The sequence below is a fragment of the Streptomyces sp. NPDC050625 genome (assembly GCF_040654755.1).
Classification (GTDB): domain Bacteria; phylum Actinomycetota; class Actinomycetes; order Streptomycetales; family Streptomycetaceae; genus Streptomyces.
In genome coordinates this window covers 151674-171117 of the sequence record NZ_JBFAIQ010000011.1, presented here as the reverse complement: position 1 = coordinate 171117, position 19444 = coordinate 151674, and the positions used below count along the sequence as shown (strand labels likewise).

Annotated in this window: 18 protein-coding genes; 10 read left to right on the top strand and 8 right to left on the bottom strand. The window is 69.9% G+C overall.

The window, feature by feature from the left end; genetic code table 11:
• Positions 1–615 precede the first annotated feature (615 nt).
• The 4 genes from AB0I54_RS24975 (at position 616) to AB0I54_RS24960 (ending at position 6620) form a co-directional block, all read left to right on the top strand.
• Positions 616–3747: a molecular chaperone Hsp90 gene (locus AB0I54_RS24975; RefSeq protein ID WP_363298360.1), complete on the top strand. Its 3132-nt coding sequence runs from the start codon at positions 616–618 to the stop codon at positions 3745–3747.
• A 113-nt stretch (positions 3748–3860) separates the two neighbouring features.
• Entirely contained in the window at positions 3861–4619 is a 759-nt protein-coding gene (locus AB0I54_RS24970) for a calcium-binding protein (RefSeq protein ID WP_363298359.1), read from the top strand.
• Between the two features lie 79 nt (positions 4620–4698).
• Entirely contained in the window at positions 4699–5583 is an 885-nt protein-coding gene (locus tag AB0I54_RS24965) for a hypothetical protein (RefSeq protein ID WP_363298358.1), read from the top strand.
• A gap of 206 nt (positions 5584–5789) precedes the next feature.
• Positions 5790–6620: a hypothetical protein gene (locus tag AB0I54_RS24960; protein ID WP_363298357.1), complete on the top strand. Its 831-nt coding sequence runs from the start codon at positions 5790–5792 to the stop codon at positions 6618–6620.
• A 6-nt stretch (positions 6621–6626) separates the two neighbouring features.
• Here AB0I54_RS24960 and AB0I54_RS24955 read toward each other — a convergent pair whose 3' ends face one another.
• Positions 6627–9026 (bottom strand): HAD-IC family P-type ATPase, encoded by a 2400-nt coding sequence (locus tag AB0I54_RS24955; protein WP_363298356.1) that lies wholly within the window; start codon positions 9024–9026, stop codon positions 6627–6629.
• Between the two features lie 110 nt (positions 9027–9136).
• Positions 9137–9403: a DUF2530 domain-containing protein gene (locus AB0I54_RS24950; protein ID WP_363298355.1), complete on the bottom strand. Its 267-nt coding sequence runs from the start codon at positions 9401–9403 to the stop codon at positions 9137–9139.
• Positions 9404–9584: 181 nt separating this feature from the next.
• On the opposite strand from AB0I54_RS24950, the gene AB0I54_RS24945 reads away from it, so the two are divergent.
• Positions 9585–11036: an NCS2 family permease gene (locus tag AB0I54_RS24945; RefSeq protein WP_363298353.1), complete on the top strand. Its 1452-nt coding sequence runs from the start codon at positions 9585–9587 to the stop codon at positions 11034–11036.
• Positions 11037–11046: 10 nt separating this feature from the next.
• Here the strand turns inward: AB0I54_RS24945 and AB0I54_RS24940 are convergent, their stop codons facing one another.
• Positions 11047–11229, bottom strand: a complete 183-nt coding sequence (locus tag AB0I54_RS24940) for a ribbon-helix-helix protein, CopG family (RefSeq protein ID WP_363298352.1) — start codon at positions 11227–11229, stop codon at positions 11047–11049.
• Positions 11230–11384: 155 nt separating this feature from the next.
• Between AB0I54_RS24940 and AB0I54_RS24935 the strand changes: the two genes are divergently transcribed.
• A complete protein-coding gene (locus AB0I54_RS24935) occupies positions 11385–11822 on the top strand; it encodes a MarR family transcriptional regulator (RefSeq protein ID WP_363298351.1) in 438 nt (145 codons plus the stop codon).
• Between the two features lie 49 nt (positions 11823–11871).
• Positions 11872–13218, top strand: coding sequence for an MFS transporter (locus AB0I54_RS24930; RefSeq protein ID WP_363298350.1), 1347 nt, complete (start codon positions 11872–11874; stop codon positions 13216–13218).
• Between the two features lie 47 nt (positions 13219–13265).
• On the opposite strand, the gene AB0I54_RS24925 is transcribed toward AB0I54_RS24930, so the two are convergent.
• The gene (locus tag AB0I54_RS24925) at positions 13266–13781 is read right to left on the bottom strand and encodes a GNAT family N-acetyltransferase (RefSeq protein ID WP_363298349.1); all 516 of its coding nucleotides are present in this window, start codon (positions 13779–13781) and stop codon (positions 13266–13268) included.
• A 38-nt stretch (positions 13782–13819) separates the two neighbouring features.
• On the opposite strand from AB0I54_RS24925, the gene thpR reads away from it, so the two are divergent.
• Positions 13820–14392: an RNA 2',3'-cyclic phosphodiesterase gene (gene thpR, locus AB0I54_RS24920; RefSeq protein ID WP_363298348.1), complete on the top strand. Its 573-nt coding sequence runs from the start codon at positions 13820–13822 to the stop codon at positions 14390–14392.
• A gap of 133 nt (positions 14393–14525) precedes the next feature.
• Here the strand turns inward: thpR and AB0I54_RS24915 are convergent, their stop codons facing one another.
• The gene (locus tag AB0I54_RS24915) at positions 14526–15518 is read right to left on the bottom strand and encodes an aldo/keto reductase (protein WP_363298347.1); all 993 of its coding nucleotides are present in this window, start codon (positions 15516–15518) and stop codon (positions 14526–14528) included.
• 174 nt (positions 15519–15692) lie between these two features.
• Between AB0I54_RS24915 and AB0I54_RS24910 the strand changes: the two genes are divergently transcribed.
• Positions 15693–16349, top strand: a complete 657-nt coding sequence (locus AB0I54_RS24910) for a hypothetical protein (RefSeq protein ID WP_363298346.1) — start codon at positions 15693–15695, stop codon at positions 16347–16349.
• Positions 16350–16364: 15 nt separating this feature from the next.
• Here the strand turns inward: AB0I54_RS24910 and AB0I54_RS24905 are convergent, their stop codons facing one another.
• The 3 genes from AB0I54_RS24905 to AB0I54_RS24895 all read right to left on the bottom strand — a co-directional run bounded on the left by AB0I54_RS24905 (position 16365) and on the right by AB0I54_RS24895 (position 18328).
• The gene (locus tag AB0I54_RS24905) at positions 16365–16922 is read right to left on the bottom strand and encodes a Uma2 family endonuclease (RefSeq protein ID WP_363298345.1); all 558 of its coding nucleotides are present in this window, start codon (positions 16920–16922) and stop codon (positions 16365–16367) included.
• Between the two features lie 47 nt (positions 16923–16969).
• Positions 16970–17557: a Uma2 family endonuclease gene (locus AB0I54_RS24900; RefSeq protein WP_363298344.1), complete on the bottom strand. Its 588-nt coding sequence runs from the start codon at positions 17555–17557 to the stop codon at positions 16970–16972.
• Positions 17558–17644: 87 nt separating this feature from the next.
• Positions 17645–18328 carry a GDSL-type esterase/lipase family protein gene (locus tag AB0I54_RS24895; protein WP_363298343.1) on the bottom strand — a complete coding sequence of 228 codons (684 nt, stop codon included), beginning with the start codon at positions 18326–18328 and terminating at the stop codon, positions 17645–17647.
• 110 nt (positions 18329–18438) lie between these two features.
• Between AB0I54_RS24895 and AB0I54_RS24890 the strand changes: the two genes are divergently transcribed.
• On the top strand, positions 18439–19437 hold the full coding sequence (locus AB0I54_RS24890) for a WD40 repeat domain-containing protein (RefSeq protein ID WP_363298342.1): 999 nt from the start codon (positions 18439–18441) through the stop codon (positions 19435–19437).
• The last annotated feature ends 7 nt before the right edge of the window (positions 19438–19444 follow it).

Genomic DNA, 19444 nt, shown 5'->3' with positions numbered 1-19444 from the left:
CGGCGGGGCGGGTAAGTGGGGCGTTGGACCGTGTCCAGGGGCTGAGCCCTTGCGGCGGCGGTGCGTGGTTCGGCTCGGGGAGGAGTCTCGGGCCCGCGGGTCGTCGGGTGGGGTGCAGGCGCTGGGCCCTGGTGGCGGCGGTGCGTGGTCCCTGTCGGGGACGTGCCCGGCCCGGTAGGGCGGGTGAGTGGGGCGTTGGACCGGGTTCAGGGGCTGAGCCCCTGGTGGCAGCGGTGCGTGGTCCCTGTCGGGGACGTCCCCCGGCCCGCCAGAGCGGGCGAGTCGGTCGTCGGAACGGGTTCAAGGGCAGGGCCCTGGCGGCAGCGGAACGTGGTCCGGCTCGCGGACCGGTCTCGGGGCCGCGGGTCGTCGGGTGGGGTGCTGGCGTTGGATCCTGGTGGTAGTGGTGCGTGGTCCCTCTCCAGGACGACGTACCACCGGGACGGGCGAGCAGAGCGCGGGGGCTGGGCCCCGGTGGTGGTGGCGTCTTGGTCCTCTCGGGGGTGAGTTTCGGGCCGGGGGACGGGCGAGTGGGCTGTGGGTGGAGTCCGGGCGCGGAAAGTCATGGGCAGTGGCGCGGTACCTTGCATCGTCACGCCGATGAGGAGAGTGAACGTGAGCAAGTTCGTGCGGCCCGCTGCCGAGGGTGCCGACCCCTTCGGCACCGCCCGTCTGCGCCGCGGTGTTCTCGACGCCTGGGCCACCAGCCCCGCCCGCTTCCGCGAGGACGCCAACGCCGAGGAGGACCTGGTCCTCGGCGGCTACCGGGACCGGCTCGTCGTCGAGCTCGCCCAGAACGCCGCCGACGCCGCCGCCCGGGCGAAGACACCCGGCCGCCTCCGGCTCACCCTCCGCGACGGCGTCCTGTTCGCCGCCAACACCGGCGCCCCCCTGGACGCGGCCGGTGTCGAGTCGCTCGCCACCCTGCGCGCCTCCGCCAAGCGCGAGGCCCACGAAGACCAGGGCACCGTCGGCCGCTTCGGCGTCGGCTTCGCCGCCGTACTCGCCGTCACCGACGAGCCCGCGGTCGTCGGACGCCACGGCGGAGTCCGCTGGTCCCTCGCCGAGGCCCGGGAACACGCCGCCGAAGCCGCCCGCCACAGCCCCGGGCTCGGCGACGAGATCCGCCGGCGCGACGGACACGTCCCCCTGCTGCGCCTCCCGTTCGCCGCCGAGGGCACCGCCCCCGACCCGTACGACACGGTCGTCATCCTCCCGCTGCGCGACACGGCCGCCACCGATCTGGCCGAACGGCTCCTGCAAGCGGTCGACGACGCCCTCCTCCTGGCCCTCCCCGGCCTGGCGGAAGTGGTCGTCGAGATCAACGGCGAGGCCCCCCGCACGCTCACCCGCCGCACCGACGGCCCCTTCACGATCGTGGAGGACTCACGCGACGGCGTCACCCACTGGCGCACCTCCGCCACGCACGGCCCGCTCACCCCGGACCTGCTCGCCGACCGCCCGGTGGAGGAGCGCCTGCGCCCCCACTGGTCCGTCACCTGGGCCGTACCCGTCGACGTCTACGGCAGCCCCGTCCACCCCCGCACCACCCCCGTCGTCCACGCCCCCACCCCCAGCGACGAGCCCCTCGGCGTGCCCGCCCTGCTCATCGCGTCCTTCCCGCTGGACACCACCCGCCGGCACGCCGCCCCCGGCCCGCTGACCGACTTCCTGGTGCAGCGCGCGGCGGACGCGTACACCGAACTCCTCGCCGAATGGCGCCCGGTGGCCGAGAGCATCATCGGCCTCGTGCCCGGCCCCCTCGGCAAGGGCGAGCTCGACGGCGCGCTGCGCCAGGCGATCCTCGACCGTCTCCCGCGCACCGCCTTCCTCCCGCCCGCCGTCGAGCCCGAGCCGCACGCCGAGGACCTCCCCGAGGCCCTGCGCCCCCGGGACGCCGAGGTCGTCGAGGGCGCGGGCGGCGACACCGTCCGTGTCCTGGCCGAGGTCCTGCCCACCCTGCTGCCGGCCGGCCTGGAACGCCGCGTCGAACTGCGCACGCTGGGCGTCGCCCGCCTCCCGCTGGCCGACGCGGTCGACCGGCTGGCCGGGCTGGAGAAGGACCCGGACTGGTGGCACCGGCTCTACGACAGCCTCGCCGGGGTCGACCCGGACCGGCTCTCCGGCCTGCCCGTGCCGCTCGCCGACGGGCGGACCACGATCGGCCCCCGGCAGGTCCTGCTGCCCGCGCCGGACGCCACCCGGATCGACCCCGAGGTCCTCGCCCGGCTGGGGCTGAAGGTCGCCCACCCGGACGCCGCCCATCCGCTCCTGGAGAAGCTCGGCGCCCTGCCCGCGACCCCCCGGGCCGTCCTCACCACGCCCCAGGTGCGTGCCGCCGTCGCCGCCTCCCTGGACGACGAGGGCGGGGCGAGCTGGGAGGAGGACGCCCCGGACGCCGAGGAGCTGGCCGAGATCGTCCTCGCCCTCGTCCGGGACGCGGGCCTGGAGCCGGGTGACGAGCCCTGGCTGGGCGCCCTCGCCCTCCCCGACGAGGACGGCGAACTCGCCCCCGCCGGTGAGCTGGTCTTCCCCGGCAGCTCCTTCGCGCGCGTCATCCGCGAAGGCGAACTGGCCGCCGTGGACGCCGACTTGGCCGAGAAGTGGGGCGAGAGCCCGCTGGCCGCCTGTGGTGTGCTCGCCGACTTCGCCCTGGTGCGCGCCACGGACGTGGTCCTCGACCCGGACGAACTCGAACCCAGGGAAGGGGACTTCGCCGAGCCCGACGACGCCGGTCTGCTCGACGCCGTCGACGTGTGGTGCGAGGACATCCTGGACCGCTTCCCGGACAGCCCGGTGCCGCCCGTGGCCACCGAACTCGTCGCCGTGCGCGACCTCGACCTCGTCGACGACGAGCACTGGCCGCAGGCCCTCGCCCTGCTCGCCCGCCCGCCGCTGCGCGACGCGCTCACCCAGCCGGTGCGGATCCTGCTGGCGGACGGCACGCACGAGGTCGTACGCCCGTACACCGCATGGTGGCTGCGCGGGCACCCGGTCCTGGACGGGCGCCGGCCCGCCGGTCTGCTCGCGGCCGGCGGCGACCCGCTGCTGCGCGGGCTGTACGACGAGGCCGACGCCACCGGGTTCGAGGACGAGCAGGTGCTGCGGGCCCTCGGCGTGCGCACCTCCGTCGCCGCGCTGCTCGACGAGCCCGGCGGTGCCGCCGAGCTGCTGGACCGGCTCGCCGACCCGGAGCGCCCGGTCACGCCCGCCCAACTGCACGGGCTGTACAGCGCGTTGGCCGATCTGGACCCCGAGCAGGTGACCCTGCCGGACGAACTGCGGGCCGTCGTCGACGGACGGGTGGAGGTCGTGGACGCGGCCGACGCGGTGGTCGTCGACTCGCCCGACCTGCTGCCCTTCACCTCCGGTGTCCCGCTGCTGCCGGTCCGCCCGTCCCGGGCCGCCGAGCTGGCCGAGCTGTTCCAGGTGCGGCGGCTGAGCGAGTCCGTCACCGGGTCCGTGGACTCCGAGGGCACCGAGCACGACGTACCGGAGTCGGTACGGGTGCTGCTCGGCCCGCGCACCCCGGACACCTACGTCGAGCACGAGGAACTCGTGGTCGACGGTGTGGAGATCGACTGGCGGCTGACCGGCGACGGCGTCCTGCACGCGGCCACCTTGGAGGGTGTCGCCGCGGGCCTCGCCTGGGCGGCGGGTCAGTGGCCGCGCCGCTTCGAGGTGGCGGCCCTGCTGGAGGACCCGTCGCGGACGCAGGAGCTGGCGCGGGACCGTTGGTTCGACTGACCTCCCGAACCTCCACACCGATTCCTCACCTGTAGTACAACCTTTCACTTCCGTCCCATGTCATGCCTGTGGAGTCGCGCGACTCCACAGGCAATCAAGCGTGGGGAAAACACATGCGCATTCGTGCATCTGTCGCCGTCGTGAGTGGTGCTCTGGCCCTGTCCGCCCTCACCGTTCCGGCCGCGCAGGCCGACGGCGGCTACGGCGACACCACGATCACCAAGGTGGTCGTGGACGGCGACAACAAGGTGTCCATGGGCACTTCCAGCCCGGTGACGGTCAAGGTGAGCGTGACCGCCAAGGACAACTCGGGCATCAAGGACGCCGACGAGTTCGCGCTGACCGGCCCCGGCTACGGCTTCGAGCTGACCCGCAAGCCCACCTGCACCGTCGTGAACGCCACCACCTCCACCTGCACCGCCTCGGTGACCATCGACCCGAGGACGGACTACTACAGCAACAAGAACGCCGGCACCTGGTACGTCGACGCCTGGATCAACGCCAACGACGACGACTTCATCCAGATGGACAAGGCCGGCTCCTTCTTCTTCCAGCGCGCCGCGAAGCTCACCGCCAACGCCGCGCCCGAGCCGGTGAAGAAGGGCAGGACCATCACGGTCACCGGTGCCCTGACCCGGGCCAACTGGGAGACGCTGAAGTACGGCGGCTACGGCTCCCAGTCGGTGAAGCTCCAGTTCCGCAAGAAGAGCGCCAGCACCTACACGACGCTGAAGACCATCAAGGCGGACACCAGGGGCAACCTGAAGACCACGACCACCGCCACGGCCGACGGCTACTACCGCTTCTCCTTCGCGGGCAACTCGTCCACCGCCGCGGTCAACGCCACGGGTGACCTCGTCGACGTGCAGTAGTCCCACAGTGCCGTAGTCCCGCAGCGCGGTAGTCCGGATCCACCGGAAGACCCGCACCACCACTCATCCAAGGAAACGCATGCGCATACGTGCCACTGTGGCCGCCGCTTCCGGCGCCCTGGCCCTCTCCGCCCTCGTCGCGCCGGCCGCGCACGCCGCCGACGGCGGCCCGTCGTACCGCTCCGAGCTCGCGAAGGTCTTCTCGCAGCAGACGTCCGGCAGGAGCGCATTCAGCGCCGCCTCCGACCCGGTGGGCGACCTGGACGTCTCCTTCTCCGACTTCAAGATCGCCAAGGCGATCAAGGTCGGCACGACCGCCCATGTCTCCACCGCGGTCAGCTACAAGCTGACCCACAGCGCCGACGTCGACGTCACCTCCGAGGACTTCCTCACCCTGCCCGTGATCTACCGCGGCTCCTCCACCGCCCCGGTCAACGACCTGGGCCCCGACGAGCCCGCGACCTGCGCCGAAACCTCGGCGACCACCGCCGTGTGCAAGGCCCGGATCGACATCTACCCGTCGGGCGCGAACAGCTCACTGCTGAAGAACTCCCAGGCCGGCACCTGGCACGGCGCCGCGTTCGCCCTGGACTTCGCGTCCGAGAAGAGCTCGGTCCAGTTCGACCTCGCCACCACCCTCGTCCAGCGCAACTCCAAGCTGACGGTCAACGCCGCGCCCGAGCCGGTGAAGAAGGGCAGGACCATCACGGTCACGGGCAAGCTGTCCCGCGCCAACTGGGAGACCCACAAGTACGCGGGCTACACCAACCAGCCCGTCAAGCTCCAGTTCCGCAAGAAGGGCTCCAGCACCTACACCACGCTGAAGACCATCAAGTCCGACTCCACGGGCAACCTGAGGACGACGACCACCGCGTCGGCCGACGGCTACTACCGCTTCGCCTTCGCGGGCACCTCGACCACCCCGGCGGTCAACGCCGCGGGTGACTTCGTCGACGTGCAGTAGACCGCGCGGCAAGCGCTGGGTTCCGGCCCCGGGCACCTGTCGTTCCCGTGGCCGGAACGTTTTCTCTCACTTGCGTCATGAGCTGGCAATACGCGCCCAAAATCTGGCCGGGAAGCAACCTTGACGTACAACCTGCCACACCCCTCACGGATCTGATCGCGTGAGTCAACCGACTCCACGATCACTTCTCCCTCCAGGGGAACGCAATGCGCATACGTGCCACTGTGGCCGCCGTCTCCGGCGCCCTGGCCCTCTCCGCCCTCGCCGTGCCGGCCGCGCACGCCACCGAGTCCAGCGGTACGCCGTACACGATGGACGTCAGCTTCTCGAACCTCAAGATCGCCTCGGCGATCAAGGTCGGCACCACCAACAAGGTCAGCACGACGTACACCTACACGCTGACCCACGGCGCCGACGTCGACGTCACCGCGCCCGACTTCTACAGCGACGCCTATCTCTACCGCGGCTCGCTGGACGACCCGACCAAGACGCTTGAGGGTGACAATCCCGCCACCTGCACGGTTACCTCGTCGACCACCGCCACCTGCAAGGGTACGGTCGACATCTACCCGGGCGAGGGCGAGCTGAAGAACGCCGACGCCGGCAGCTGGTCGGTCGCCGCCGAGGCCATCGCCTTCAATGGCCAGGACCAGAACAACCCCGACCTGAGCAAGGTCGGCTTCAAGGACCAGGGTGGCCTCGCCACCACTCTGCTGAAGCGCTACTCCAAGCTCACGGCCAACGCCGGCCCGGAGCCGGTCGCCAAGGGCAAGACCATTACCACCACGGGCAGGCTGACCCGGGCCAACTGGGAGGACGGCCTGTACCACGGCTACTCCAGCCAGCCGGTCAAGCTGCAGTTCCGCAAGGCGGGTAGCACCACGTACACCACGGTCAAGACGGTCTACTCCGACTCATACGGCAACGTGAAGGCCACCGCCACCGCCCAGTACGACGGCTACTGGCGTTTCTCCTTCGCGGGCACCTCGACGACCCCGGCGGTCAACGCCACGGGTGACTTCGTCGACGTGCAGTAATCCGCGTCACGCGGGAAAGCGGCGGTCGACCCACTTCCACAGGAACTCCAGGGCGACCGCCGCGACCACGGCGATGGCCACCGCCGTCCACGGCATCGTCACCCCGACCAGCTTCAGCGCGAAGAAGCTCTGCAGCGAGGGCACCACGAGCACGAACAGGAACGCCACGCCCATCGAGGCCACCAGGAGCACCCGCCACCAGGTGTAGGGGCGGGCGATGATCGCCAGGATCCACATCGAGATCAGGAAGAGCGTGAGCGTGGCCGCGCTGGTCTCGGCGTCCAGCGAACCCTCGCCCGTGTAGTAGTGCCGGGCGATCAGATACGTCACGAAGGTCGCCACCCCGGCCACCACACCGCCCGGGATCGAGTACCGCATCACCCGCCGTACGAAGTGGGGCCGTGCGCGTTCCGTGTTCGGCGCGAGGGCGAGGAAGAAGGCGGGGACGCCGATGGTGAGGGTGGACAGCAGGGTCAGGTGCCGCGGCAGGAAGGGGTACTGCGCCTGCCAGCACACCACCAGCAGGGCCAGCAGCACCGAGTAGACGGTCTTCACCAGGAACAGCGTGGCCACCCGGGTGATGTTGCCGATGACCCGCCGGCCCTCCGCGACCACCGAGGGCAGGGTGGCGAAGCTGTTGTTGAGCAGCACGATCTGGGCGACCGCGCGGGTGGCCTCGGAACCCGACCCCATGGACACGCCGATGTCGGCGTCCTTCAGGGCCAGCACGTCGTTCACGCCGTCGCCGGTCATCGCCACCGTGTGCCCGCGTGACTGGAGCGCGCCGACCATGTCCCGCTTCTGCTGCGGGGTGACCCGGCCGAACACGGTGCCCTCGTCGAGGGCGGCCGCCATGCCCAACGGATCCTCGGGCAGTCGGCGCGCGTCCACCGTCGTACCGCTGAGCCCGAGCTTGGCCGCGACCGCGCCGACGGACACCGCGTTGTCGCCGGAGATGACCTTGGCGCGGACGTGCTGGTCGGCGAAGTAGCGCAGGGTGTCGGCGGCGTCGGGGCGCAGCCGCTGCTCCAGTACGACGAGGGCGGTGGGCCTGGCGGCCTTGGCGACGTCGGTGTCGTCGAGGTCCCGGGCTGCGCGGGCGAGCAGCAGGATGCGCAGCCCCTCCCGGTTGAGCCGTTCGGTTTCGGCCAGTGCCGGTTCGCCGTCGGCGAGGAGCACGTCGGGGGCGCCGAGGAGCCAGGTGCTGGTCTCGCCGTCGCCCTCGCTGAAGGTGGCGCCGCTGTACTTGCGGGCGGAGGAGAAGGGCAGCGACTCGACGCAACGCCATTCGTCGCTGTCCGGGTAGGCGTCGATGACGGCCTGGAGGGAGGCGTTGGGCCGGGGGGCCGACTCGCCGAGCGCCCCGAGGACTTTGTGCACATACGTCTCGTCGCTGTCGCCCAGCATGCGCAGCTCGGTGACGTCCATCCCGCCCTCGGTCAGCGTGCCCGTCTTGTCCAGGCAGACGGTGTCGACGCGGGCGAGGCCCTCGATGGCGGGGAGTTCCTGGACCAGGCACTGCTGTCGGCCCAGGCGGATGACGCCGATCGCGAAGGCGACGGAGGTGAGCAGGACCAGCCCCTCCGGGACCATGGGGACGATGCCGCCGACGGTGCGGGCGATGGCGTCCTTGAGGTCGTTGTTCTTGACGAAGAGCTGGGTGACGACCAGGCCGATGGCGGCCGGGATCATCATCCAGGTGACGTACTTCAGGATCGTCGAGATGCCGCTGCGGAGCTCGGAGTGGACGAGCGTGAAGCGGGAGGCCTCCTCGGCGAGCTGGGCGGCATACGCCTCGCGGCCGACCCTGGTGGCCTTGAAGGCGCCGCCGCCGGCGACGACGAAGCTGCCGGACCTGACCTCGGCGCCGGGGTGTTTGACGACGGGGTCGGCCTCGCCGGTGAGCAGGGACTCGTCGATCTCCAGCCCGTCGGCCTCGGCGCACACGCCGTCGACGACGATCTTGTCGCCGGGGCCTATCTCGATGATGTCGTCGAGGACGAGTTCCGAGGTGCTGACCTCGGTCGCGACGCCGTCACGGCGGACGGTGGGCCGGGCCTCCCCGATCACGGCCAGCGAGTCGAGGGTCTGCTTGGCCCGCCACTCCTGGACGATGCCGATACCGGTGTTGGCGAGGATCACGAAGCCGAAGAGGCTGTCCTGGATCGGGGCGACGAACAGCATGATCAGCCAGAGGACGCCGATGATCGCGTTGAAGCGGGTGAAGACGTTCGCACGGACGATCTCGGAGAGCGTGCGGCTGCTGCGGACCGGGACGTCATTCACCTGACCGCGGGTGACCCGCTCCGCGACCTCGGCGGACGTCAGCCCTCTCGACTCGGGCGCCGACGGGGCCGGTACCGGGTGCACAGGGTCCAGTTCCGCTCCCGCGTCGATGTGCGTCATGCATTCGACGGTACGTGCGTATGTACGGCTTCACCTGCCGAGTGGCGGGAAGATCCGACCTGGGGAGGAGGGGAGTCCTGCGCTGGTCGTACGGCCTGCTGTGGCACGGCCTACTTGGCCGTCGCCTCCTTGAGTGCCGCCGCCCTCTTGAGCGCCGCGTCACGCTTGCGGACGTACCAGATGCCGATCAGCCCCAGGCCGCCGCCGGCCAGGCAGGTCCACAGCCACCAGGTGTGGCCGTGGTCGTCGAACCAGCCGTAGAACGGCAGCTGGACCAGGAAGAGGACGAACCAGACGATCGTGCCGCCGGTGATGGTGGCGACCACGGGGCCTTCCAGCGGCTCCGGTGCCTCGTGCTTGGGGGTCCACTTCGTCATGCGCACAGCTTACGAGGCGAGGGGCGGCGACTTACCGGGCGACCGGGGCGGTGGGGTCTACGCGCGGAGATAGCGCTCAGGTTGTCATACGTTCATACTGAAACCGTTTGTCACTGGCCACTTCTGCTCGTATGAAAGTCCAAAGGGTCTTGGGGGAGTCCCTTCGGTGATGAGGTCCCGCATGTCCACCCCGGCACCTGCCAAGGTTCCCGCCCCCGAACAGCCGGGGAGCATGCCGTCCTACGGCGCCCTCGACCGCTTCTTCAAGATCTCCGAGCGGGGCAGCACCCTGCCGCGTGAGATCCGCGGCGGCTTCGCCACGTTCTTCGCGATGGCCTACATCATCGTGCTGAACCCGATCATCCTCGGCAGCGCCAAGGACATCTACGGGCACCAGCTCAACAACGGGCAGCTGGTCACGGCCACCGCTCTGACCGCCGCCTTCACGACCCTGCTGATGGGCGCCATCGGCAACGTGCCGATCGCGCTCGCCGCAGGTCTCGGTGTGAACTCCGTGGTCGCCCTGCAGCTCGCGCCGCGCATGTCCTGGCCCGATGCCATGGGCATGGTGGTCCTGGCCGGCTTCGTGGTCATGCTGCTCGTCGCCACCGGACTGCGCGAGCGCGTCATGAACGCCGTGCCCTACGGGCTGCGCAAGGCCATCTCCATCGGAATCGGCCTGTTCATCATGCTGATCGGCCTCGTCGACTCCGGCTTCATCACCCGCATCCCGGACGCTGCCCACACCACCGTCCCGCTCCAGCTCGGCGCCGACGGGCACCTCAACGGCTGGCCGGTCCTCGTCTTCATCCTCGGCGCGCTGCTCACGCTCGCGCTCATCGTGCGCAGGGTCTCCGGCGCGATCCTGATCTCGATCGTCGCCATGACCGTGCTCGCGCTGATCATCGAGGCCGTCGCCCATGTGCCCTCCTGGGGCCTGACCACCCCGAAGTGGCCGGGCAACCCCTTCTCCACCCCCGACTTCGGCCTCATCGGCCAGGTCAGCCTCTTTGGCGGCTTCGGCAAGGTCGGTGTCCTGACGGGCGTCCTCTTCGTCTTCACCGTCCTGCTGTCCTGCTTCTTCGACGCCATGGGCACGATCATGGGCGTCAGCGACGAGGCCAGGCTGACCGACGCCAAGGGCGAGATGCCCGGCATCAACAAGGTGCTCTTCATCGACGGTCTCGCGGTCGCCGCGGGCGGTGCCAGCTCCTCCTCGGCCACCACCGCCTTCGTGGAGTCCACGGCCGGCGTCGGCGAGGGCGCCCGCACCGGCTTCGCGAACGTCGTCACCGGCGGACTGTTCGCAGTCGCCCTGTTCCTCACCCCCGTCGCCACGATGGTTCCGTCCCAGGCCGCCACCCCGGCGCTGCTCGCGGTCGGCTTCCTGATCCTGGCCGGCTCGGTCAGGGAGATCGACTGGGCCGACTACACGATCGCGGTCCCGGCGTTCATCACGATGGTGATGATGCCGTTCACCTACTCGATCACCAACGGCATCGGCATGGGCTTCATCACCTTCGTGCTGATGCGGCTCGTGGTCGGGCGCGCCCGCGAGATCCCGGCCCCGATGTACGTCGTCGCCGCCGTGTTCACCTTCTACTACCTGATGCCCGCGCTCGGTCTCACCTGAGCCGCCGCGCTCAGGTGACCCCGTAGAACCTCTCCGTCTCCTCGACGGCGGCCTGGAACCGCTCGTCGAAGTCGTCCCGTATGAGCGTCCGGACCACATAGTCCTGGACGCTCATGCCTCTTTTCGCCGCGTGGTGCCGGAGCCGGTCGAGCAGTTCCCCGTCCATCCGCACGCTGAGCACTGTGGTCCCCATGCACACGAGGGTCGCCACAGTGGGAGGCCCGGCGCGTCACTTTCCGCGCTCGACTCACTCGTACGGGTGAGGCGAGGGTTCAGTGGCCAGGGTCACGGGCATTCGGGCGTGTCGCCGGTGGTCTTTAGCGAGAGTAATGAGTTACTCTAAAGAACATGCCGGACCTTACCCATGGCGACGACGTTGCCGCCGTGAACTCCCTGCGCTCCGCCGTGATGCGGTTGTCCCGTCGGCTCAAGCACCAGCGGGTCGACGAGTCGCTGAGCCCCACCGAGATGTCGGTGCTCGGCACCCTGTCCAACTGCGGCAAGGCCACACCGGGCGAACTCGCCCGCAAGGAGCACGTCCAGCCGCCGTCGATGACCCGCATCGTGGCGCTGCTGGAGGCCAAGGGCCTGGTCCGTCTTGAGCCGCACCCCGAGGACAGACGCCAGAAGGTCGTCACCAGGACCGAACAGGCCGAGGCGATGCTCGAAGAGAGCCGCCGCAAGCGCAACGCGTTCCTGGCCGGCCTGGTCGAGGGCCTCGACGAGGACGAGTGGGCGAAAATCCGCGCCGCCGCCCCCGTGCTGGAGAAGCTCGCACACCTGTAAGGACGTATCGCTCCGCGAGCGAGCAATCGAATAAGGAGGCGAACCCACTTTGAGTACGGGATCCGGAGCAGCTTCCGCCCCCGCACCGACCACTCCCACCACCCCTGGCCGCACCCGCAGATCCTCGATGTTCAGCTCGCTGAGCATCCGGAACTACCGACTCTTCTTCATCGGCCAGGTCATCTCCAACACCGGCACCTGGATGCAGCGCATCGCCCAGGACTGGCTGGTGCTCAGCCTCACCGGCTCCTCCGCGGCCGTCGGCATCACGACGGCCCTGCAGTTCCTGCCGATGCTGCTCTTCGGTCTCTACGGCGGCGTCCTCGTCGACCGCCTGCCCAAGCGCCCCACGCTGCTCGTCACCCAGGCGTCCATGGCGCTCACGGGCCTCGCGCTCGCCGCGCTGACCCTCACCGGACACGTCCAGGTCTGGCACGTCTACCTCGCCGCGTTCACCGTCGGCCTCGCCACGGTCGTCGACAACCCGGCACGCCAGTCCTTCGTCTCCGAGATGGTCGGCCCCGGGCAGCTGCAGAACGCGGTCAGCCTCAACTCCGCCAACTTCCAGTCGGCCCGGCTGATCGGCCCCGCCGTCGCCGGCCTGCTGATCACCGGCGTGGGCACCGGCTGGGCCTTCCTCTTCAACGGCCTGTCCTTCGTCGCCCCCATCGCCGGCCTGCTGCTGATGCGGGCCCGTGAGCTGCACGTGGTCGAGCGCGCCCCGCGCGGCAAGGGACAGCTGCGGGAAGGTCTGCGCTATGTCGCCGGCCGCCCCGAGCTGATCTGGCCGATCGTCCTGGTCGGCTTCATCGGCACCTTCGGCTTCAACTTCCCGGTGTGGCTGTCGGCCTACGCCGAGGACGTCTTCCACGGCGGCGCCGGCACCTACAGCCTCTTCAACACCCTGATGGCGGTCGGCTCCCTCGTCGGGGCGCTGCTCGCCGCCCGCCGCGGCACGGCCCGCCTCCGCATCCTGATCGCGGCCGCGGTGGCCTTCGGCGCCCTGGAGATCGTGGCCGCGCTGGCGCCCTCGTACTGGCTCTTCGCGCTGCTCATGATCCCGATCGGCAGCTTCGGCCTGACGGTCAACGTCACCGCGAACACCGCGGTCCAGATGGGCACCGACCCGGCCATGCGCGGCCGGGTGATGGCCCTGTTCATGATGGTCTTCATGGGCGGTACGCCACTGGGCGCACCGGTCGTCGGCTGGGTCACCGACACCTACGGCCCACGGATCGGCTTCGCCCTCGGCGGCGCCGTCGCGGGCGCCGCGGCGGTCACCGTCGGCCTGATCCTCGCCCGCGTGGGCGGCCTCCGCCTGTCGATGGGCTGGAACCATGGCCACCCCCGGGTCCGGTTCGTACCACGCGAGCAGGAGCTGGCGACCGCGGCATGAGGTGCCCGGTCCGGGGGTCCGGGGGGTTCGGAGGGTCTGGAGGGTTCCTACCGGACCCTTCGGGCCAGCACCTGGCCCGGCCACTCGTCCTTGCCGAAGGTGAAGGCCTCGGTCCGGGTGAAGCCGTTGCTCTCGTAGTAGGCGACCAGCTTGCCGTCGTCGCCCGCGTAGCAGTCCACGCGGAGGAGGGAGATCCCGGCTCGGCGGGTCTCCTCGGCGGCGTGGGCGAGGAGCGCGGCGCCGACGCCCATGCCCTTGAAGCGGCGGTCGGAGGCGAGGATGTGGATGTAGCGCTCGGGCTCGCCTGCGGGCGCCAGGTACGGGCCGGGCGAGTCGGTGAGGGCGAGGGTCGCGGCCGGGACGCCGTCCACCTCGGCTATGTACGGGGAGCCCTCGCCGACCGTCCGCTCGATCATGGCCACCGCGCGCGGGTTCTCCGACAAGGGCTCGACGCCCCACTGCCGGGTCCTTCCCTGGGCGACCAGCCAGGCTACGGAGCTGTCGAACATGCCGAGGATCAGCGGAACGTCGTCGAGGCTGCCTTCTCGTATGTCGATCACCATGAACCCATCATGCCCGCCCCGTCTGGGAGGGTGACCGCATGAGACTTTTCGCCGCCGTACTGCCCCCGGAGGACGTGACGAACGAACTCGCCGCGGAGGTGGACGCACTGCGCCGACTGCCCGGCGCCGACGGGCTGCGCTGGACCGGTCGGCCCGGCTGGCACTACACGCTCGCCTTCTACGGCGAGGTCGACGACGAACTCCTGCCGGACCTGTCGGACCGGCTGGAGCGCGCGGCCCACCGCACCGCGTCCTTCCCCCTCGCCATCGCGGGCGGCGGCCAGTTCGGGCACGGACGGGCCCTGTGGGCCGGAGCCGAGGGTGACCTGGAGACGCTGCGGCTGCTGGCCGACCGGGCGGAGGCCGCGGCGCGCAGGGCGGGGGTGCCGATGGGGGAGCACCGCCGGTACAAGGCCCATCTGACGGTGGCGCGCAGCCGGGACTCGGTGGACGTACGGCCGTACGTCGAGAACCTCCGCGGCTTCACCAGCCGCACCTGGACCGTGGCCGACCTGGCCCTGGTGCGCAGCAACCTGCCCAGGTCCGGGGTGCCCGGGGAGGAACCCCGGTACGAGGCGGTCGCCCGCTGGCCACTCGGCGGGGCCGGTTAGGCTCGACTGCGTGGACCCGAAAACCCGGAACCGGATCATGGCCGGTGCGCTTGTGCTGATGTTCGTGGTGGTGGCGCTGGCGGCGGCCCTCGGAAAGTAGACCGCCGCCGCTTTGCCCTGCCGTCGGTGGCGGCTACCAGGCGAACGCCTCGGGGGACGGCCCCGGACCAGGGAAGATCTCGTCCAGCCCCGCCAGCAGTTCGTCCGACAGCTCCAGCTCCACGGCCCTGAGGGCCGACTCCAGCTGCTCGGCCGTGCGCGGCCCCACGATCGGGCCGGTCACGCCGGGCCGGGTCAGCAGCCAGGCCAGCGCCGCCTCACCCGGCTGAACCCCGTGCTTGTCGAGCAGATCCTCGTACGCCTGGACCTGCCCGCGGACGGCGGTGTTGGCGAGCGAGTCGGCGGCCCGGCCGGAGGAGCGCCGTCCGCCCTGCGCCTCCTTCTTGAGCACGCCGCCCAGCAGTCCGCCGTGCAGCGGCGACCAGGGGATGACCCCGAGGCCGTACTCCTGCGCGGCCGGGATGACCTCCATCTCGGCGCGCCGCTCGGCGAGGTTGTACAGGCACTGCTCGCTGACCAGCCCCATGGTGCCGCCGCGCCGGGCGGCGATCTCATTGGCCTGGGCGATCTTGTAACCGGGGAAGTTGCTGGACCCGGCGTAGAGGATCTTCCCCTGCTGGACCAGGACGTCGATGGCCTGCCAGATCTCCTCGAAGGGGGTGCTGCGGTCGACGTGGTGGAACTGGTACAGGTCGATGTGGTCGGTCCGCAGCCGCTTCAGGCTGGCGTCCACGGCGCGCCGGATGTTGAGCGCGGAGAGCTTGTCGTGATTGGGCCAGGGCTCGCCGTCGGCGGCCATGTTGGCGTACACCTTGGTCGCCAGCACGACCTTGTCACGCCGGTCGCCGCCCTTGGCGAACCAATTCCCGATGATCTCCTCGGTACGGCCCTTGTTCTCGCCCCAGCCGTACACATTGGCGGTGTCGAAGAGGTTGATGCCCGCGTCCAGCGCCGTGTCCATGATCGCGTGACTGTCGGCTTCGTCCGTCTGCGGGCCGAAGTTCATGGTGCCGAGGACGAGTCGGCCGACCTTGAGTCCCGTGCGTCCTAGCTGCGTGTACTTCATGGTCCACAAGCCAACGACTTGGAGTGCGCTCTATGCAAGCGGCTCGGTGTCAAGTCCCGAGTCCGCGTGCCACGACATGCAGTGGCATGACCGGGCGGGCGGCTCCCGGCCTAATGGACACGAGGCCGTTCGGCCGCGCTCCCCCAACCCCACCACTGCAGGAAGTGCATCCCCATGACTCTTCAGACTCTTCCGACTCCTGGTACGCGGACTCCTGGTACTCGGACTCGTCGTACTCGATTCCACCGCCATGCGCTGCTCGCCGCATCGGTCGCCGTCACCGGAGGCGTACTGCTGCCCGGCAGCGCGCTCGCCGCGACGGAGTCACCGCCGCCCGCCGGTGCCGTCACCGCCGATCACTGGGTGGCGGTCACCGACGCGCCGAGCGGCATCAAGGTCGAGCTGCCCGGAAAACCCAAGGTCCAGAAGTTCACCAAGGCCAAGGACGGCATGGACGGGCGGATCTACATGGCGGGCAACGACGACCAGGTCACCGGCTTCGCGGTCTTCGACCTCCACGGCGCGAAGGACCTCAAGGACAACCTCCGGGCCTTCCTGGACGGCTACAACCAGTACTCCCGGTCCCCCCGCGACAAGCTCACCAGCACAGCCGTCAAGGAAACCGACGTGAACGGCCGTCGTACCCTCGACGCGCGGCTCTCCGCCAGGAACGGGACCGTCGGCTCCACACGCTTCATCGACGACGGCAGCCACTACGTCCAGCTGCTGAGCATCAGCTCCAAGCAGCGGGCGGCGTCGATGGCCCCGACGTACCGGCAACTCCTCGACACCCTCCACATGCCGCCCCCCACCGACACCGAGCTCTCCTGAAGGCCCCGGCGGCGATCAGTCCCGCGGGAACTCGTCGGTTTTGAGGGTGAGGCCGACGACTGTCCTGGTGAGGTCCAGGTCGCTGCCGAAGGGAACCGTGGTCTCGATCTCGTAGTCGCCTTCCTTGGGCTGGGTGTAGATGTGACACCTGCGCTGGTAGGGGTCGGCGATGACGTAGACCGGGACTTCGGCTGTGGCGTAGGCGGTCTTCTTGGGGCCGTAGTCGTTGGCGGCGGTGCCCTTGGAGATGACCTCGGCGACGAACTCGACGTCCTCGTGGCGCGAACGGCCGGCTTCCGTCTTCGCGGCACCCTCAGCCATCACCGTCACATCCGTGGCGAAGCCGTTGAGGTGGCCCGGGTAGTCGATCCGGACGTCGGACTTCATCCGCTTCCCGGGGTACTTGGTTCGCAACTGCTCGAGGAGGTCGGCGATGATTTCCCAGTGGGTGTACCGCGTCGGCGTCATGTAGACGGTTCCCTCGACGATCTCGACCTTGTATCCCTCGGGGACGGGCATCGTCTCGAGCCGCTCGAACCAGTCGTCCAAGAGCTGGGCATTCTCGTCGGCCATGTCTGTCTCGATCCTGTCTGAGCCCTCCTGAACGCCCCTGACGGCGATCAGTCCCGCGGGAACTCGTCGGTGCGAAGGGTCAGGTCGACCGAGGTGCCGGTGAGGTCGACGACCCCGCCGTAGGCGACGGAGAAGTCGTTGACGTAATCGCCGTCCTTGGGCTCGGTGAAGAGTCGGCACTTGCCCAAGTACGGGTCGACGACCAGATAGACGGGAACCTCCGCGAGGGCGTACGCGGTCTTCTTGGGGCCGTAGTCGTTCTGGGCCGTTCCCTCGGAGATGACCTCTGCGACGAACTCGACGTCCTGGTAGCGCCAGTGACCTTCCTCGTCCTCCTCCGCAGAGTCGCTGAGCTTGGCGACGTCCGGGCAGAAGCCGTTCTCGCGACCCGGGAAGTCGATCCGAACATCCGAGAACACCATGACGTCCCTCCCGAACCGGTCCTCCAGAGCTTGCACGATCCGGCGGATGGTTTCCCAATGGGTGCGGCGCTGTGGCGTCATATAAACATTGCCCCCGACGATCTCGACCCTGAATCCTTCGGGGACGGGCATCCGCTCAAGGCGCTCGAACCACTCGTCCAGACGCTTGGTGTTGACGTCGGCCATCTCGATCCTGTCCTCCAGGACGGTCACCGTGGCGCTCCTCCCCGGCTGCCCACGGACATGTGCAGCCGCGCAGTACAACGATACGCACAGTGACAAGGAGACGCCGCGATCAAGTCAACGCGTTCCAGCCACGTACGCCTGTCCGACCCCCCACGCCTCCCACATCGCCCCCGCGAACGCCTCCGCGATCCGGTGCTCGCCGCTTTCGTTGGGGTGTGTGCCGTCGTAGGTGTCGGCGTGGATGTCGTACGACTCCGGTGGTGACGCCAGCAGGATCGGCGAGCGGGGCTCGTCCAGGTCGGCGACCGCCTTTGCCAGCAGGACGTTGAACCGGTCCACCTGCTCGGCGAAGGGCGCGTCGGCCGCGGCGCGGATGTTCGGGATCACCGGGAGCAGGACCATACGGATACGCGGGTTGGCCGCACGGGCGGCCGCGACGAAGGCCCGCGCGTTCTCCGCCGTCTGCTCCGCGTTCGTGTAGAAGCCCAGGTCGATCAGGCCGAGGGAGACCAGCAGGACGTCCGCCCGGCACTTCTTCACCGCGTCGCCGATCAGCGGAGCCATGTGCTGCCAGCCCTCGCCCCAGCCGGCCAGATGGGCGCGGGGGAAGTCGGGGTCGGCGTAGTAGTACGACGTGGGGGCGTCCGCCATCTTGTCGTACAGCGTCTCGCGCGGGCCGACCAGCGTGAACGGGCCGTCGTACGTCGCGCACAGGTGCTGCCACAGCCGGTAGCGCCAAGTGTGTTCGCCCGCGCTTCCGATCGTCATGGAGTCACCGACGGGCATGAACCTGAGCATCCGCTCATGATGGACGATCACGGGGGCGGGTGGGGTGTGAGGCCCACCACGTCCCACCACCGGGCCACCTCGTCCGGTGAACCTCCCTGCGGGATGGCAGGCTTGGGGGCATGCGTCGATCCTTCGCCCTCCTCGCCGGAGTCCTGCTCACGGGCGCCCTCGCCCTGCCCGCCTCCGCCGCAGGCGGTGACGGTGGCGGTGACGGTGACGAAGGGTTCACGATCAAGGACTCGCGGATCGCCGAGTCCAGCGGTCTCGCCGCCTCGCATCTGCACCGGGGCATCTACTGGACGCACAACGACAGCGACGACGGGCCGTACATCTACGCCGTGGACAGCGGCACCGGCAAGACCGTCGCCACGGTCACGCTCAGCGGCATCGGCTCGCCGCGCGACGTGGAGGCCATCTCCATCGGGCCCGGCAACCAGATCTACGTCGGCGACATCGGCGACAACCTCGACGGCAGCTGGCCGTACGTCTGGATCTACCGGCTGCCCGAGCCCAAGGTGCTCAAGGACCAGACGATCAAGGCCACGCAGTACGTCGTGAAGTACTCCGACGGGGCGCGGAACGCCGAGTCGCTCGTCGTCCATCCGAAGACCGGCCGGGTGTACATCATCGACAAGAAGGAGAACGGCGGGCACCTGTACGAGGGCCCGGCCCAGCTGTCGCCCTCCGGCGCCAACATCTTCAAGCCCGTCGCCGCCGTCGACCTCTGGGCCACGGACGCCGCCTTCTCCCCCGACGGCGAACAGCTCGCCGTGCGCGGCTACTTCGGCGGCATCTACTACGACTGGAACGGCGGGAAGATCGAGCGCAAGGGGCGGCTGAACGTGCCCCTCCAGGGGCAGGGCGAGTCGATCACCTACTCCGCCGACGGCACCAAGCTCATGTACGGCAGCGAGGGCGCGGACAGCACGGTGGAGGCGCAGAGCGCGCCGGGCGGCGGCGGGTCCGGGTCCGACAAGTCGCCATCCGGAGGCGGGAGTTCCGCGGCTTCCGGGAGCGGTGGCGGCGCTTCGGGCGACGGCGTCAAGTTCGGAGCCCTCGCCGTGGCCGTCGCCGCGGCCGCCGTGTTCGGCCTACGACGGCTGCGGCGACGCGGCTGAGGGGCCG